The sequence below is a fragment of the Phytopseudomonas argentinensis genome (genome assembly GCF_900113905.1).
Classification (GTDB): domain Bacteria; phylum Pseudomonadota; class Gammaproteobacteria; order Pseudomonadales; family Pseudomonadaceae; genus Aquipseudomonas; species Aquipseudomonas argentinensis.
In genome coordinates this window covers 900,081-916,351 of the sequence record NZ_FORC01000001.1, presented here as the reverse complement: position 1 = coordinate 916,351, position 16,271 = coordinate 900,081, and the positions used below count along the sequence as shown (strand labels likewise).

Sequence of the window (16,271 nt, the reverse complement as noted above, 5' to 3'; positions counted from 1 at the left end):
CGCTTCATGCGCCCGGAGAAATCAATCGATGCCTAATTTCTGAGTGGCCCCGGCGAGTGAAGTTCCCCGAGATTTATAGGGCGAACTGTTCCCGGGCGGCAGGTCTACATGACTATCAGGGCACGCCATTTGGCGTGTCGCCACGTTGCCTGCGGGAGACTCGCCATGAGCCAATGGATCATCACCTATAGCCGAGATGAGGCTGCCGAAGTCCTCAAGGTGAAATCGAAAGACAAGCCCAGCCTGGAACAGGCAGTGACCTGGGTGCTTGAGTGGGCGCAAGAGAATCTCGAGCCCCTCGAGCCAAAGGAGCAGCCCCATGAAGAGCAGACGCCAGCGGTTCGCCTGGAAGAGCGTTTCGGCATCACCATCACCGGCATCGCCAAGGACTGACGCGCCGCTTCACGCCCGGGCGCGTTGCGCGCCGGGGGCCGGGGTGGCTGCAGTGCGCCGAGCCAGTGGCTCGACCTTGCGTTGCTTTTCATGCAGGAAGCTCAGCACCGCGTGGCGGTAGGCGTTGTAGCGCGGGTCATCGGCCAGGGCGATGCGGTCACGGGGCCGAGGCAGGTCGATGCTGAGGATCTCGCCAATGGTCGCTGACGGGCCGTTGGTCATCATCACGATGCGGTCGGAGAGCAGCACCGCTTCGTCGACGTCATGGGTGATCATCATCACCGTATTGTGCAGTTCGCTCTGGATGCGCATCACCTCGTCCTGCAGGTGGGCGCGGGTCAGGGCATCGAGGGCGCCAAAGGGTTCGTCGAGCAGCAGCACCTTGGGCTCCATGGCCAGGGCGCGGGCGATGCCAACGCGTTGCTTCATTCCGCCGGAAATTTCATTGGGACGCTTGTGCAGGGCGTGGCCCATGCTCACCAACTCAAGGTGATGCAGTGTCCATTCGCGACGCTCGGCCTTGCTCTTGGTGTGCTTGAATACCTTGTCCACAGCCAGGGCAACGTTCTCCTGCACGGTCAGCCAGGGCAGCAGCGAGTGGTTCTGGAACACCAGGCTGCGATCCGGGCCGGGGCCGCGCACCTCGCGGCCGTCGAGAATCACTGCGCCGCTGCTCGAATCGGTCAGGCCGGCGACGATGTTCAGTACCGTCGATTTGCCGCAGCCGGAGTGGCCGATGATGGAAATGTATTCGCCGCGCTCGACGTTGAGGTTGATCTGGTTCAGTACGTGGGAGCTGACGCCGTCACGCTCGAAGTACTTTTCCACATGCTCGATGCTCAGGTAGTGCTTGCTCATGTCCGTCTCCTCAGGCCGATGTGCCGCGGGTGATGCGATTGCCGACGAACAACACCAGGCGATCGAGTATGAAACCGACCACGCCGACGTAGACCAGGGCAAGAATGATGTCGCTGATGCGCGAGGCGTTCCACGCATCCCAGATGAAGAAGCCGATGCCCACGCCGCCTATCAGCATCTCGGCGGCGATGATCGCCAGCCAGGACAGCCCCACGCCGATGCGCAGCCCGGAGAAGATGTACGGCGCCGCTGCCGGCAGCATGATCTTGTGGAAGTACTCCACGCCGTTGAGGCGCAGCACCTTGGCGACGTTTCGGTAGTCCTCGGGAATGTTGCGGATGCCCACCGAGGTATTGATGATGATCGGCCAGATGGCGGTGATGAAGATCACGAACAGCGCCGAGGGATGGCTGTCCTTGAAGCCGGCCAGCGACAGCGGCAGCCAGGCCAGCGGCGGCACGGTACGCAGGATCTGGAACAGTGGATCGAGGCCGCGCATCGCCCAGGTCGACTGGCCGACCAGCACGCCGAGCGCCACACCCACCACCACCGCCAGGGCATAGCCGTAGGCCACGCGCTCCAGGCTGGCGAGCAGCTGCCAGGCCATGCCGACGTCGGTGCCGCCGTTGTCGTAGAACGGGTTGACGATCAATTCCCAGGTGTCTTCGATCACCTGGCTGGGCGGCGGCAGGGCGGCATTGGCACCGCTGCACAGCAGTTGCCAGATCAGCATCAGCGCGGCGGTGATCACCAGCGGTGGCAGCACCGACTGCATCAGGGTGGTCGACAGGCGTTTCAGCCAGCTTGGAGCGATGACGCCAGCCGGTAGGGCCAGCGATTTTACGGGCGCATTCATGGCGTTTCTCCGGTTAGGCCTTTAGGGTCAGGCTGTCGAGATAGGCTTGCGGGTTTTCTGGGTCGAAGGTCTTGCCGTCGAAGAAGGTCTCGATACCGCGGGATTTGCCCTGGGGAATCTGTTCGGCAGGCACGCCCAGCTCGGCAGCAGCCTGGCGCCAGATGTCCTCGCGGTTGACCTGGTCGATCAGCGCCTGGCTGTCGAAATCCCCTGGCAGGTAGCCCCAGCGTTTGTTTTCGGTGAGGAACCACAGATCGTGGCTCTGGAAAGGGTAGGAGGCGAACTCGCTCCAGAAGCGCATCAGGTGCGGGCTGTTTTCCACCACGCGGCCGTTGCCGTAATCGATGTTGCCCTGCAGACGGGCCAGCAGATCCTTGGCCGGGGCACCGATCCAGCGGCGCTTGGCGCAGATTTGTGCGACCTTTTCCTTGTTCGCGGCCGCTTCGCAGAACATCTGCGCTTCCATCACCGCCTTGAGCAGGGCGCGGGTCGCGTTGGGGTTGGCGGCGACATAATCGGCGCGCAGCGACAGGGCCTTTTCCGGATGGTTGGCCCACAGCTCGCCGGTGGTTACCGCGCTGTAGCCGATGTTCTGGTTGATCAACTGGGCGTTCCACGGCTCACCGACGCAGAAAGCGTCCATGCTGCCGACCTTCATGTTGGCGACCATCTGCGGTGGCGGGATGACCACGGTCGGCAAGTCCTTGTTCGGCTCGATGCCGCCGGCGGCCATCCAGTAACGCAGCCACAGGTCGTGGGTGCCGCCGGGGAAGGTCATCGCCGCGGCGATCTTCTGGCCCTTGGCCTGCTTGGCAGCGACCGCCTGCTTGAAGGCGCTGGCGTCGCTGCCGAGCTTGAGGTCCGCGTATTCCTTGCTGATCGAGATGCCCTGGCCGTTGAGGTTCAGGCGCGCCAGCAGGACCATGGGCAGCGGCGTGTTGTTGGTGGTGATCTTGCCGGCGGCCATCAGGTAGGGCATCGGCGTGAGGATATGGGCGCCGTCGATACCGCCGCTGCCGGCGCCGAGCACCAGGTTGTCGCGAGTGGTGCCCCAGGAGGACTGCTTGAGCACTTCCACCTCGGTCATGCCGTGCTTGGCGAACAGCCCGAGGTCCTCGGCGACGAACAGCGGCGCAGCATCGGTGAGGGCGATAAAGCCGAGCTTGGCCTTGGGGGTTTCCAGGCCATCGCTGCCGGCTGCCCAGACCGCACTGCTCAGGCCCGCTGGCAGCATGCTCATCAGGGCGCCGCCGCCAAGCAGCCCCATGGACTGCTTGAGGAAGGTGCGGCGTGGCAGGCCGGTTTTTGCTTCGGCGGCGCGTGGCGTGTCGTCCATCTCGTTCTCCCCAAAAGGCACGCATAAAAAAACGGCGTCACGCTCATGGCAGCGCGGGGGCTGCATTGAGTGTGGACGCCGTTGTCCAGGATTCGGATTGTGGAGGAGCAGGGCTTGCCTCCTTGCCAAGGGACATAGCAGGTTGCATGCCAGCGGCCCTTCCACCTTATGCGGCAGCCAGGCAGTCAGCCGTGGCGGGCAGCCGTCAATGGGTTAACTGACTGAGCGGCAAGCCTTTTCGGCTCGAGTTCGATACGGCTCTGCCATGCGCGTTGCAGGCGGGCGATCTTTGTTGCCGCACAGCAGCAGGGCGCGACGCCCCATCAATGCGCGGCGCAGGTGCATGACCAGGTCGGGCTTGGGAACCGATAGCACTGTGCGCAGTGCATCACCATTTCTGTGTATCAGGAATTGTTCTTGCGATGGATCGACAGCAATAAGGCAGAAGCGGACATTCGCGTAACTTGTGGGAGGGGCTTTAGCCCCGAGTTTCTACAGCTGATCGTTCCACACATTGTGCGTGAGCTGTGGTTTGCCAGAGTTATCGCATTGTTCTTAAGTTCGGTTCCGCTCTGTCGAGCGGGTTTCTTTTGGCATCGCCCGGATGGCCGGCCCCGCCAAAAGAAACCAAAAGGTCTAGCCCCGGCATACGGCCCCGGCTTCGCCGGGGTTCCCTCGCTACATCGTTGCTCCGAGGGCCCGACCTAGGCGGCCCCCCACGAAGGGCCATCCATGGCCCATCGCGGCTCTCGCGACATCCATGTCGCTCAAGGCTACCCGCCCGGCCCTCTCCGCAACGATTGCGCTCGGCCTTCTGAAGGGGCGAATTGGTGTCGCCTGCTAATTTTGTAGCGTGAGGAACATCAAAAGCGAAAGCGCCCGACGGCCGCTTTCGCCACATTGCGCCATTGCGGATGCCTTACGCCGAGTGATCGTGAACAGATCCCAAGCGGGCTGGCGAGTGGCGGTCGGCAGCAAGCGCACTTTTCTCAGCCGCGCCGGGCCTTGTCGGTTCGTGGCTTTTCCTGGGCCTTGCGCGCGGCGAAGGTGAGCAGGCTCTGGGCGACGTCGACCAGGCGCATGCTGCGCTCCATGGCCGATTGGCGCAGGCGCGTATAGGCCGCGTCTTCGCTCAGGCCGTAGTCGTTCATCAGCAGCTTCTTGGCCCGCTCGATCAGCTTGCGCTCGTTGAGCGTTTCGCGGGTTTCCTGCAGCTCGTCACTGACCTGCTGCAGGCGCTGGTTCTGCTCATGGAGAAGATCCAGTACCGAGCGGGCCAGATGATTGCCCACGGCATCCTGGGGCGGGGAATCGAGGGTGCTGCTGTGCACGCTGAACAGCAGCGCCTGGTCGCTGCCGGCATCCATTTGTGCCACTCGGCCGAGCAGGGCGCGGTGGTTGTCCAGGTCGGCATGGGCTTCGGCGATGCTGCGCCGGCAGCGTTCGAGCAGGCATTGGGTCAGGTGGCTTTCGACCTGCTTCATGGCGTCGATGCGCTTGGTGTTGAGTTCGAACCACGGTTCGCACAAACCCGGATCTACCTTCGCCTCGGCCGAGGTGCGCTGGGCGACGCCGCGCAGGCTGATCACCTGGGCAACGGTATCGGTGCTGAGGATTTGTTGCCACAGTGCATTGGCCTCGGTGTCGGCGAATTCGCCGAAGATATCGAAGCAGCGCTCCTGGCCGTCCTGCAGGTGCAGCAGCCGCGCTTGCAGCTCGTCATCGAAGTAACCGCGAGAAAAACCTTCGACGCCGACCGCACGCTCCTGGCCGGCGAGCTCCTTGCCCTGCATGAAGTTGAACAGCGCCACCAGCACCCGAGTGATACCCGGATCTACGGCGGTATCAGCTGCTTCGAAGACCACCGCCAGCAGCCCGCCGATGAGGCGGGTAAAGGCCTGGGTCGCCTGGCGTGGCGACAATTGCCGTTCACGGATGCGCCGGCGTAGCCCAGGCAGTTCGTCGAAGCCGTGCAGCACGTAGGCGATGCGGTTGAACAGGCGTGCGCGGTCGGCGGAGTTGGCCTGGGCGGTGTCCATGGACAGAAAAAAACCATGCACCTCGCGCTCCACGACGGCGCAGTCTGCGCTGTGGGCATCAAGTTGGTGCAGAAAGTGGTCCGTCTGGTTGCCCAGATAGACGTTCGAGTAGCCCCGTTCCTTCTGCAACTGGTGCACCAGCAGGCTGATCCGGGTAACCAGTTCACAGGTGACGGACAGGCTTTCCAGGCCCTGCAGCTCGCAGCGGCGGGCGGCGAGCATGAAACGCAGGGTGGCGGGCATCTTGTGATCAGGCATGGGAACGTCTTGTGGGTCGCAGTATTGAACCAGAACGGTGCAAATAGCAGTCCAGTTTCGCTGGGGCGCAGTCTATCGGGCAGGCAGTGGGGCTCTACGACGTGCTTTCAGCCACCTTCTGGGTGCCGGCATGCCGTCGCTGTACTCACTTCAGGCGCTATGCAACTGCAGCTGTTCGGCTGCCAGAATGGCTGCGCCAACCACGTCGCCGATCACCAAAATGGCTGGGCTTTTCAGCTGAAAGGCCTGAGCGTCGTCGGCCATCGCCCGCAGCGTGCTGCGGCATTCGCGCTGATCGGGCAGCGAGGCGTTCTCGATCATCGCCACTGCGGTGTCTGCCGCCATGCCGGCATTGAGCAGGTGTTGGCGGGTATCAGCCAGGGTAGCGATGCCCATGTACACTACCAGCGTTGTGCCGCCCTGGGCCAGCGCTTGCCAGTTCGGCGAGCTGCCGTCCTGGGTATGGGCGGTGACCAGCGTCACCCCGCGGGCCACGCCGCGCAGGGTCAGCGAGATGCCGCAGCGCGTCGCCGCCGCCAGGCCGGCGGTGATGCCATTGACGATCTCGCACTGCACGCCGCGGGCTGCCAGCCAGTCGGCTTCTTCGCCGCCGCGGCCAAAAATGCACGGGTCGCCGCCTTTGAGGCGCGCCACCACCTTGCCCTGGCGGGCGTAGCGCAGCATCAGGCGGTGGATGAACGCCTGAGGTGTCGAGCGGCAGCCGCCGCGCTTGCCGACGCGGATCACCCGGGCGGCCGGGCAGTGCTCCAGCACCTGCGGGTTGACCAGATCATCGATCAGTACCACGTCGGCCAGGCCGAGGGCGCGCACCGCCTTGAGGGTCAACAGTTCCGGGTCGCCGGGGCCGGCGCCGATCAGCCATACGCTTGGGTTCATCGCGGTATTCCTCTTTCTGGTCGACCTGATCTGCGTCAGGCTTCGATGGTCTGTAGTGCCAGCAGGCGCTTGATTTCCGGTACGCAGGAGCCGCATTGAGTACCGCAACCGAGATTCTGTTTGAGCGCATTCAGGTTGCAGCCGCGCTGGATGCCGTCGCGCACGGCGTTTTCGCTGACGTTCATGCAGGTGCACAAGGTTTTGCCAGTGCTTGCGCGAGTTTCGCCGGGTGGGCTTTCCACGGGCGCCAGTAGCCAGCGGCGCAAGGCGCGGCCGCTGTCGTCATCCAGCGAGGTCTGGTTCTGCCAGAGTTCACGCAGCCAGTTGCGCGCACAGGTTTCGCCACTCAGGGCAAAACCGGTGAGGCGGCCATCCTCGATGCGCACGCGTTTGTGGATGGGCATGCCGCCCTGTCTGTCGCGCGGGTCGTCGTAGTGCATCACCGGCCCGTCGCCGAGGCCCAGGTGTTCGTACAGCAGGTCGAGCAGGCCCGCGGCGGGGGCGTGATGGTGGGCGGCGCGCATCATCAGGGCCGGTGTCTCGCGGCCGACCAGGGCGAAGCTGGCATAAGCGAAGCTGTCGCACAGCGGCCGCAGGGCCTGCAGGCGCTGCTGCACCTCGCCTTCGATCAGCGCATGGAAGGCCCAGGGCAGGTCGATGGCCCGCACCTCGATACCGGCGTGCTTGAGCTCGGGTTGTTTGGACAGCCCATCGAACGCCGGCAAGGTCAGGGCATTGATGCCCAGACCCTTGAGAAAACGGTCGCCCCAGTGCATGGGCAGGAAGGCCTGGCCCGGTTGTAGGCTGGCATCGGTCTGCATGCGCACCACCAGCGCACCGCGCCGGCTGCGTACTTCGACCAGGCTGCCGTTCTCCAACTGGCGTTGGGCGATGTCCTGCGGATGCAGGCCGAGCACGGGCTCTTCGGCATGGGCGAACAGCCGCGCCGCGGTGCCGGTGCGGCTCATGCCGTGCCATTGGTCACGCAACCGTCCGGTATTGAGCGTCAGCGGATAATGCTCGTCGCGTTGCTCCCGGGGTGGCTGGTACGCCTCGGCGATAAAGCGTGCGCGGCCGTTGGCGCTCGGGAAGTGGCCATCAGCGTAGAGGCGCGGTGTACCGTGCTCGGCGCCCACGGGAAACGGCCACTGCTGCGGGCCGCGGGCCTCCAGCAGTCCATAGCCGAGCCCACTCAGATCCAGGTCGCGCCGGCGGGTCAGTACCTTGTATTCCTCGAACAGTTGCTCGGGATTGGTGAAGGCGAAAAGGCCGGCTGGCACGCCGGGCAACCTGGCTTCCAGGCGACGGGCGAAGTCGCAGGTGATCGACCAATCCGCCCGCGCTTCGCCAGGTGCCGGCACGGCACGGCGCACGCGGCTGATGCGGCGCTCGGAGTTGGTCACCGTGCCTTCCTTCTCGCCCCAGCTGGCAGCGGGCAGCAGCAGGTCGGCGAAGCGGCAGGTTTCGGTGGTAGAGAACGCTTCCTGCACCACCACGAATGGGCAGTCGCGCAGCGCCTGATGAACCTTGTGCTGGTCGGGCATCGATTGAGCCGGGTTGGTGCAGGCTATCCATAGCGCCTTGATCTTGCCGCTGCCGACTGCCTCGAACAGCTCGATCGCGCTAAGCCCCGGCGCATCGGGCAACTGGTCGACGCCCCAGTAGGCCGCGACTTCGGCGCGATGCTCCGGGTTGGCGACCTCGCGATGGCCGGGCAGCAGGTTGCTCAGGCTGCCGGTTTCCCGCCCGCCCATGGCGTTGGGCTGGCCGGTCAGCGAGAACGGGCCGCTACCCGGCTTGCCGATCTGCCCGGTGGCCAGGTGCAGATTGATGATCGCCGCGTTCTTGGCGGTGCCGGCGGTGGACTGGTTGACGCCCATGCACCACAGCGACAGAAAACGTGGCGAGCGGCCAATCCAGTCGGCGCAGCGGCGCAGGTCGGCCTCGCTGATCGCGCACAGCTCGGCCACGCGCTCTGGTGGATAATCCGCAACCAGGCTTTGCAAGGCGTCGAAGCCCTCGGTGTGCACCTCGATAAAAGCATGGTCGATCCGCCTCTGTTCCATTAGTAGGTGCAGCACGCCGTGCAGGAGCGCCACATCGCTGCCAGGGCTGATGGCCAGGTGCAGATCAGCCAGCTCGCAGGTGTCGGTGCGCCGCGGGTCGACGACGATCACCTTCATCTCTGGATTGTCGGTCTTGGCGGCTTCCAGGCGCCGAAACAGGATCGGGTGGGCGTAGGCCATGTTGCTGCCGATGATCAGCAGGGTGTCGGCCTCTTCGATGTCCTCGTAGGAGCAGGGCGGCGCGTCGGCACCCAGGCTGCGCTTGTAGCCGACCACGGCCGAGGACATGCACAGGCGTGAATTGCTGTCGATATTGTTGGTGCCGACCAGGGCACGGGCCAGCTTGTTGAAGGCGTAGTAATCCTCGGTCAGCAACTGCCCGGAAATGTAGAAGGCGACGCTGTCCGGGCCATGCTCGCGGATGGTCTCGGCGAATACCTCGGCGGCGTGATCCAGAGCGCTGTCCCAATCCGTGCGGGTGCGGCCAAGGCCCTTGCCCAGGCGCAGTTCCGGGTACAGGGCGCGGGCGGCGAGGTCGCCGGTCAGGTGCAGCGAGGCACCTTTGCTGCACAGCTTGCCGAAATTGGCCGGGTGCGCCGGGTCGCCGCTGACGCCGAGGATGCGCTTGCCATCATGCTCGATCAGCACGCCGCAGCCGACCCCGCAGTAGCAGCAGGTCGAGGCGGTGGTCTGCGTGGCGCAGTCGTTCATCAGGCGGCCCCCTGCAGGAGCGGCGGTTCGGCAGGCATGGCCGGTGTCGGACTGGCCAAAGCCTCCTCGCCGAACATCAGCAGGTCGCGGATATCCGCCACGTTACGGCCTTCGCGGATCAGCTGCAGGTACCAGGCAGCGTCAGCGGTGTCGCCGTACAGGCAGGCGCCGACCAGCACATCGTTTTTGAGCACCAGCTTGCGGTAGCTGCCGGTGGTTGGATCGTCCAGGGTGATGCTCTGGGTGCCCGGGTGACCTGCGAAATCGCCTGCGGAAAACAACTCGATGCCGGTGACCTTGAGCTTGGTCGAGGTCAACGAGCCGAGGTAGCGGCGAAAGCCCTGCATGGCCAGATGGCTGGCGCACACGCGGGCCTGCTCGAACAGCGGCGCCACCAGGCCATAGGCGACGCCACGGTGGCTGACGCATTCACCCACCGCATACACCCGTGGGTCGAAGCTCTGCAGGGTGTCGTTGACCAGAATGCCGCGGGCGCAGGGCAGGCCGGCGTTCTGGGCCAGCTCGATATTGGGGCGAATGCCGGCGGCCATCACCACCAGGTCGGCCGGCAGTTGTTCGCCATCGCTGAAGCGTACCGCGCTGACTCGGCCGTTCTCGGTGCCCAGCAATTCCTCCGTCTGTTTGCCGAGGGCGAAGTACAGGCCGCGGTGCTCCAGGGCGCTCTGCAGCAGGCGCCCGGCGCGGGCATCAAGCTGGCGCTCCAGCAGGGTGGCGCCATTGTGCACCACGCTGACGTCCATGCCGCGCAGCTTCAGGCCGTGGGCGGCTTCCAGGCCCAGCAGGCCGCCGCCGATCACCACCGCGCGGCGGTGCCGGGTGGCGCTGTCGAGCATCAGGCGGGTGTCGGCGATGTCGCGGTAGCCGATTACGCCGTCCAGCGTGTTGCCGGGGATCGGCAGCATGAACGGCCGCGAGCCGGTGGCGATCAGCAGGCGGTCGTACGCGGCGCGGCTGCCGTCATCGGCGATCACCTGGCGGCGGATGCGGTCGATCTCCAGCACCTTGCGACCCAGGCGCAGCTCGATGCCGTGATCGGCATACCAGGCGAGGTCGTTGAGCACGATGTCGTCGAAGGTCTGCTCACCGGCCAGTACCGGCGAGAGCAGGATGCGATTGTAGTTGGGGTGCGGTTCGGCGCCGAACACGGTGATGTCGTAGAGATCCGGGGCGATCTTCAGCAGCTCTTCGAGCGTGCGTACGCCGGCCATGCCGTTGCCGATCATCACCAGTTTCAAGCGTTTCATCCGCGACCTCCGTTGAGCTAACCCGGGTCAACGCGGGGGCGAAAAAAAGGCGTCCTGCACCGTGAGTGCAAGGACGCCTTTGTCCGATCCCGATTCGTTTCGGGGAGCCTGCCGTCTGCCGGCGTGCTCGATGTCTGCAAGGACATGAGCAGGGACTGTGCCAATCAGGCCATGGATATGCCGCCTGGCCGGTAAAGATCACGCTTCGTGAGCGCCGCCGCGCCATACCGCGGCGGCGCCAGTGAGTGAACGCCGCTATCGGCTCATGGCTGACGCGGCTTGCGTGCGTTTTTTATTGCCCTGAGCTGGTGCGCCCGGCACCAGCCTGGTGCCTCAAGGCGTCAGCAGCAGGCGTTTGCGCCCGTAGGTCTTCTCCAGGTTCTGTTGCAGCACCGGGAAGCTGACGTACTGGGCGCGGCGCCAGGCGTCGATGCCGTCGGCGTAATGGGGGCTGGCCGGGTTGCCGGACTGCCCGGAGCTGTTCAGGCCGATCATCGGTTCTTCGCGGCCGAAGTCGACGATCATGCGCATGCTCGGGATCAGCCAGGTATCGAAGTCCTGCCCCCAGTTGTAGGCCGAGACGTTCAGGGTGCTGTGGTCACCCCCGGCCGGGTAGGGGCCACGATCCAGGTAGCCCTTGAGCGAAGCAATGCTGGCGCGCTGGCCGGCGCCGAGGTGCGGCGCCATCTGCGTGCTCGCGCTGCGCCATTCGTAGCTGTGCAACTTACCCCACTTCCACGCCGTGCGCTCGTTGCCCAGGCGTTGCTCGAGCAACTCGATGCTGGCCGCCAGGCTGCGCGCCAGGATCGCCGGTTTGTCTTCCTTCTGGCTGGTGCGCACGTCGTCCCAGAACGGGCTGTCGTCGCGGCCGAGCAGGTGATCGGCCTGCGCCGAGTAGGACAGATTGGCGGTGTTGACCAGAGCTTGCCAGGCGGGCGAGGTGTCCGGGCCTAACTCGTCGAGGAAGATCTCCCGGGCGCTCTGCTGCAGGAAGGCGCCGTACACGGCGGCGTCTGCCGAGGTGGCGGATAGCTTGCCGTCGAAGGCCATCAGCCGGCTCAGGGCTTCGCGGGCCTTGGCGCGCTGCGGCTCGGGCAGGCGGTCGATGGCCTGACGCAGCGGGCCGGCCATGTTCTGCGCTTCGAACATGCCCTGCAGCTTGGCCACGAAGGGCGAGGTCTGGTCGTATTGCATGGCGATCATGCTTGGCGTGTCGTGACGGCCGCTGCCAGCCAGCTGGGCGATACGCTCGTAGCGCTCCGGCGCATACCAGGAGTTGGACAGCTGCATGCCGTAGCCACGCGGCACGCTGCGCTGATTGGCGCTGCCCAGCCAACCCTGCTGCGGGTCCTGGTCGTAGGGGTGGAGCATCGGGTCGGCGAAGCCGTCCCACTCGTAGCGGCTGTCCCAGCCAGGCGAGGGCACCAGGCCCTGGCCTTCACGGCGATTGGGGAAGCGCCCGGTGACCTGCCAGCCGATGTTGCTGGCGTCGGCGAACACCAGGTTCAGCGGCATGGCGCGGATTTCCCGGGTCGCCTCGAAGGCCTGCTCCACGGATTGGGCCCGCGACAGATTGAAGAAGGCGTCGAGACTGGCGTCTTCCTCGAACTGTGCAGTCTTCAGTGCCAGGCCATAGCCGCTCTGCAATTGCAGTGGCTGCAGAGGGTGCTTGCGCTCGCCCAGCACGCTGTTGAGCAGCGGGCCGTGGCGGGTTTCGTAAATCGTCTCGCGGATCGGTTTCTGGCCCTTGATGAAGAAGGTCTCCTGGCGCTGCAGGGCCGGCTGCCATTTGCCATCGGCGAGATACAGCAGACGATTGCCTTCACGCTTGACCTGCTCGAGGAACAGGTCCTGGTTGTCGCCCATGACCATGCTCATGCCCCAGGCCAGCTTGCCGTTGAAGCCGGCGACCACCGCGGGGATGCCCGCGACCGTCACCCCGGAAGCCTGGAATTTCGGTGCGCGGATCTGCACGAAGCTCCACACCGAAGGCAGCTCGATCGGCAGGTGCATGTCGTTGGCCAGCAGGCTCTTGCCGCTGCGGCTGCGCGACGGGCCGATGGCCCAGTTGTTCGAGGCGGCGACGCCAAGCATGTGCTGCTCGGACACCTGCGCCGCGGCGCTGTTCACCGCCTGCAGACCGGGGATGGCGCCGCCCAGGGCCAAGCCCTTGAGCTTGTCGGCTTCCTCGAACGGCAGCGGCTCGTCCGGGTAGGTAGGCAGCAGCCAGGCGAGTTTGTCGGCGCCGACCTTCTGGGTCAGGCTCAGCGCGGCGATCTCTTCCTGCAGGTTCACCGACAGGCCGAAGTTGAGCAGGCAGAACACCAGCACCGAGTCTTCCGGCTTCCAGTACGGCGGGCGATAACCAGCCTCGGCCAGGTCCATCGGCAGCTTGTCGCGGTAGCGGAACAGGTAGGCGTTGACGCCCCGGGCGTACACCTCGAAGAACGCCTTCATGCGTGGCGAGGCGTTCTTGTAGAGCACCTCGGCGCTCTTCTTGAGGTTCACCGCGCGCATGAAACGGTCCATCTCCAGCACACCGGGGCCAGCCATTTCCGCCAGGCGGCCTTCGGCCATCAGGCGCAGGCTGACCATCTGGCTGATGCGGTCGCTGGCGTGCACGTAGCCTAGGGTAAACAGTGCGTCGTGGAAGGTATGGGTCTCGATCAGCGGCATGCCAAGCGGGTTGCGACGCACCGAAGCGGTTTGCGCCAGGCCCTGCACGTGAAAGGAGCCCTGATCCGGCGCCACGCTGCTGCGGTAACGGCTGTCGAGCAGGGATTGGCAACCGCTCAGCGCAACCATGCCGGTGACGACGCCGGCGAGGCTCAGGGTGGCGAGAGGGCGGAAAGCGCGCGGCAGCATGCGGCGGACTCCTGGAGAATTGATAAGGATGGTGGGCGGGCTGGAATGGCGCTAAAGGTAGAGAGCGCCATGACGCCTGGCAAGTGGCGCGAGGGCCGATTCGACGTGGGGTTATGGCCGGGCGGCCAATCCCTCGTCGAGCAACCAGCGCGCCGCCTCGTGGGCCTGTTGCTGATGGGCCTCGCTCAGCTCGGTGAAGCGCGCTTCGTGCTGGCGGCGTTCGCCGCGGCTCAGGGCCTGCCAGGCGGCATGGGTCGGCACATGGGAAGTGGCGTCGTATAGCTGCTGGAACACCTTGGCCTGGGGCGCAAGGCTCAACTGGCTGTCGTAGTTGTCGAGCAGTACCTTGATGCGGATGGCGCCTTCGATCAGTGGCAGTTGGCCGTCGAGCAGGGAACTGGCCAACACACGAAGATCATCGTGCAGGCGCTGGCGTTGCGCGAGGCGCACTTCGGCCTGCTGACGCTGCCCGGCCCAGACCTGGCGCCAGAGATAAGCAGCGTAGAGGGCGAGTGCGCCGACGATCAGTACCGCAAGCAGGATCAGAAGCTGATCAGGCCCCATGGCACTTCTTGAATTTCTTGTCGCTGCCGCACGGGCAGGGATCGTTGCGGCCGACGTCCTTCAAGGAGTTGCGTACCGGCTCCTGAGGCGCGTGATTGCAGTGCGGGCCGTGCACATGGCCGTGGTGGCCATGATCATGCTCGTGATCGTGGTTGCAGTCAGGGCCGTGAACATGGGGTTGCTGGGTCATGCGGGTCACTCCGGAAGATAATCGCCGGGAATTATCTCGCCATTGCGCGCCATGTGCACGCGGCGACCGAAGAATAATCCGGTTTTCACCTCGCCCCGCAGGCGATAGCGGATGGGCTCATCGGGGTTTTCCAGCAGCTTGACCACCTGGCGTACGTGGCGCCACAGGTTGGTGCGCACCGGCACGTCGAATTCCAGATGGCCGTTGGCCGGCACGGTGAACCAGACTTCCGACTCGCCATCGGCGAGCAGCACGTCGTTCAGGTGCACCACGTAGTTGAGGCCGCGTACCGGCAGGCTGACGTCGTTGGGATTATCGATGCGAAAGCGCAGGATGAAGCGCTGCTCGAGCAACTTGGCCTTGACCACGTTGACGTCCACGAGGCGCACGTCCGGGTCTTCGAAGCTGTTCGAGAACCAGGTCGAGCAGCCGCTGAGGGCCGTGCCCATACCCAGGAATACCATTAGGCTAAGAATTCTTATCATTTGCGCCTGATAAAACATTTCATACTCCGTTCGAGGCCTCAGTGTAACAAGAGACGCCTTTTGTGCCCTAGGCCTGTCGTCATTTCGTTGCAGTCGCTGGCGCTGGCATAGGGAAAATGCCGACCGACTCTCGTGTGTGTGCAAAAAGCTGCGTCATACTGGCGTGCGGGCATTTAGCTTTTATTGCCGCGGCGAAAATGGCGCCGTGGCGCCGACAGGAAGGAACGTGATGATGGCGCGATACGAGATCGCATTTTCCGGTGAGTTGGTGCCCGGTGCCCAGCTGGAGGTGGTGCAGGCCAACCTGGCCAAGCTGTTCCAGGCCGATGCGCAGCGCATCGCCCAGCTGTTTTCCGGACGCCGTGTGGTGATCAAGAACAATCTGGACGAGGTAGCGGCAGAGAAGTACCGCAGCACCCTGGAGCGCGCCGGTGCGCGGGTCGAGGTGGTGGATACCGAGCCGCAGGTCATCGAGGATATCGAGCTGGCGTCGCCACCTGCTGCGGCGCCTGCCATCGAGGTTGCGGTAGCGCCGGCTGGGCGTCTGGTGGTCGCCCCACGGGATGAATACATGGCGGCGTTCACCAATGTGGATGCACCGGATTTCGGTGTCGCCGCGCTGGGGGCGGATCTGCAGGATGGCAAGGCCGAGGTGGCCGTTCCGGCGCTGGATCTGTCTTCGTTCAGCCTGGCGCCGGTGGGCAGCGACATGGGCCAGGCCAAGGCCGCGCCTGCAGCGCCGGCCCCGGATACCTCGCACCTCAAACTGCTCTGAGAGGCGCTTCTACAGATAGGCCGCGCAGCACTTCTTGAACTTCTGTCCGCTGGCGCACGGGCAGGGATCATTGCGGCCCGCCTGCAAACCCACGGTGGGATCGATGAAATACCAGCGGCCCCCGCTCTGTACGAACGCCGAGCGCTCGCGGTGACTGTGCTCGCCATCGGCGTCGTGCCAGCGGGCCACGAAGGTGACCCGGGCGTGCTCGGGCTGGCCGCCGAGTAACTCCGAGTGCTCGACCTCCAGGCCCAGCCAGGTGCTCTGCAGGCTCCAGGCCCGAATACTTTCCATGTCCAGTTTCGCCTGCTGCGCCGGCAATGAGGTTGCCTGCAGGTAATCGACATTGCCCAGCACGTAGGCGCTGTAGCGCGAGCGCATCAGGCTCAACGCGCAGGGGGCGGCTGCACCGTCGTGATAGCGCCCGCAACAGTCGGCGAGCGAATCGCCGCTACCGCACGGGCAACCGCTTGGGATCGCGTCAGGTGTCATGCTTACCACCAGTATTTGCCGAAATTTTCCGGGTTGGCCCAGAACTGGGAGGAGGCTGGTGACAGGCCAAGCGTAGCGGGCTTCATAGGGGACCTCAAGCTGTTCTGGTGACGCGATGGTGACAGCGTTGGTGACAGATGGCGAGCCTACAAGGTCGCTAAAAGCTCCACCTGAAGAGCCTTGTCGTATGGATGCGAGGGTGGCTGAGGGGGGAATCGGAA

The 16,271-nt window shown here is 64.8% G+C and carries 14 protein-coding genes; 2 read left to right on the top strand and 12 right to left on the bottom strand.

Going from position 1 to position 16,271, the window contains the following annotated elements; genetic code table 11:
• Positions 1-165 precede the first annotated feature (165 nt).
• The gene (locus BM154_RS04165; RefSeq protein WP_074881116.1) at positions 166-393 is read left to right on the top strand and encodes a hypothetical protein; all 228 of its coding nucleotides are present in this window, start codon (positions 166-168) and stop codon (positions 391-393) included.
• A gap of 9 nt (positions 394-402) precedes the next feature.
• On the opposite strand, the gene BM154_RS04160 is transcribed toward BM154_RS04165, so the two are convergent.
• The 11 genes from BM154_RS04160 to BM154_RS04110 form a co-directional block, all read right to left on the bottom strand.
• Complete coding sequence (locus tag BM154_RS04160) at positions 403-1,251, bottom strand: ABC transporter ATP-binding protein (RefSeq protein WP_074881115.1); 849 nt, start codon at positions 1,249-1,251, stop codon at positions 403-405.
• A gap of 10 nt (positions 1,252-1,261) precedes the next feature.
• Positions 1,262-2,107 carry a nitrate ABC transporter permease gene (gene ntrB / locus BM154_RS04155; protein ID WP_074881114.1) on the bottom strand — a complete coding sequence of 282 codons (846 nt, stop codon included), beginning with the start codon at positions 2,105-2,107 and terminating at the stop codon, positions 1,262-1,264.
• Between the two features lie 13 nt (positions 2,108-2,120).
• Complete coding sequence (locus BM154_RS04150) at positions 2,121-3,443, bottom strand: CmpA/NrtA family ABC transporter substrate-binding protein (protein ID WP_074881113.1); 1,323 nt, start codon at positions 3,441-3,443, stop codon at positions 2,121-2,123.
• A gap of 989 nt (positions 3,444-4,432) precedes the next feature.
• A complete protein-coding gene (locus BM154_RS04145) occupies positions 4,433-5,740 on the bottom strand; it encodes a nitrate regulatory protein (protein WP_074881112.1) in 1,308 nt (435 codons plus the stop codon).
• A gap of 150 nt (positions 5,741-5,890) precedes the next feature.
• Complete coding sequence (gene cobA, locus BM154_RS04140) at positions 5,891-6,637, bottom strand: uroporphyrinogen-III C-methyltransferase (protein ID WP_074881111.1); 747 nt, start codon at positions 6,635-6,637, stop codon at positions 5,891-5,893.
• A 35-nt stretch (positions 6,638-6,672) separates the two neighbouring features.
• Entirely contained in the window at positions 6,673-9,414 is a 2,742-nt protein-coding gene (locus BM154_RS04135) for a nitrate reductase (RefSeq protein ID WP_074882359.1), read from the bottom strand.
• Positions 9,414-10,679 (bottom strand): NAD(P)/FAD-dependent oxidoreductase, encoded by a 1,266-nt coding sequence (locus tag BM154_RS04130; protein ID WP_139225380.1) that lies wholly within the window; start codon positions 10,677-10,679, stop codon positions 9,414-9,416. Before BM154_RS04130 ends, BM154_RS04135 begins: the two co-directional genes overlap by 1 nt.
• Positions 10,680-11,012: 333 nt before the next feature.
• Positions 11,013-13,544: a penicillin acylase family protein gene (locus BM154_RS04125; protein ID WP_074881110.1), complete on the bottom strand. Its 2,532-nt coding sequence runs from the start codon at positions 13,542-13,544 to the stop codon at positions 11,013-11,015.
• Positions 13,545-13,655: 111 nt separating this feature from the next.
• Positions 13,656-14,108 carry a DUF2489 domain-containing protein gene (locus BM154_RS04120; RefSeq protein WP_074881109.1) on the bottom strand — a complete coding sequence of 151 codons (453 nt, stop codon included), beginning with the start codon at positions 14,106-14,108 and terminating at the stop codon, positions 13,656-13,658.
• Positions 14,098-14,298 carry an SEC-C metal-binding domain-containing protein gene (locus BM154_RS04115; RefSeq protein WP_074881108.1) on the bottom strand — a complete coding sequence of 67 codons (201 nt, stop codon included), beginning with the start codon at positions 14,296-14,298 and terminating at the stop codon, positions 14,098-14,100. Before BM154_RS04115 ends, BM154_RS04120 begins: the two co-directional genes overlap by 11 nt.
• 5 nt (positions 14,299-14,303) lie before the next feature.
• Positions 14,304-14,801, bottom strand: coding sequence for an LEA/WHy family protein (locus tag BM154_RS04110; RefSeq protein WP_074881107.1), 498 nt, complete (start codon positions 14,799-14,801; stop codon positions 14,304-14,306).
• Between the two features lie 214 nt (positions 14,802-15,015).
• Here BM154_RS04110 and BM154_RS04105 point away from each other — a divergent pair, with 214 nt between their 5' ends.
• Complete coding sequence (locus tag BM154_RS04105; protein ID WP_074882357.1) at positions 15,016-15,558, top strand: hypothetical protein; 543 nt, start codon at positions 15,016-15,018, stop codon at positions 15,556-15,558.
• 9 nt (positions 15,559-15,567) lie between these two features.
• On the opposite strand, the gene BM154_RS04100 is transcribed toward BM154_RS04105, so the two are convergent.
• Positions 15,568-16,050: a YchJ family protein gene (locus BM154_RS04100; RefSeq protein ID WP_074881106.1), complete on the bottom strand. Its 483-nt coding sequence runs from the start codon at positions 16,048-16,050 to the stop codon at positions 15,568-15,570.
• Positions 16,051-16,271: the final 221 nt, after the last annotated feature.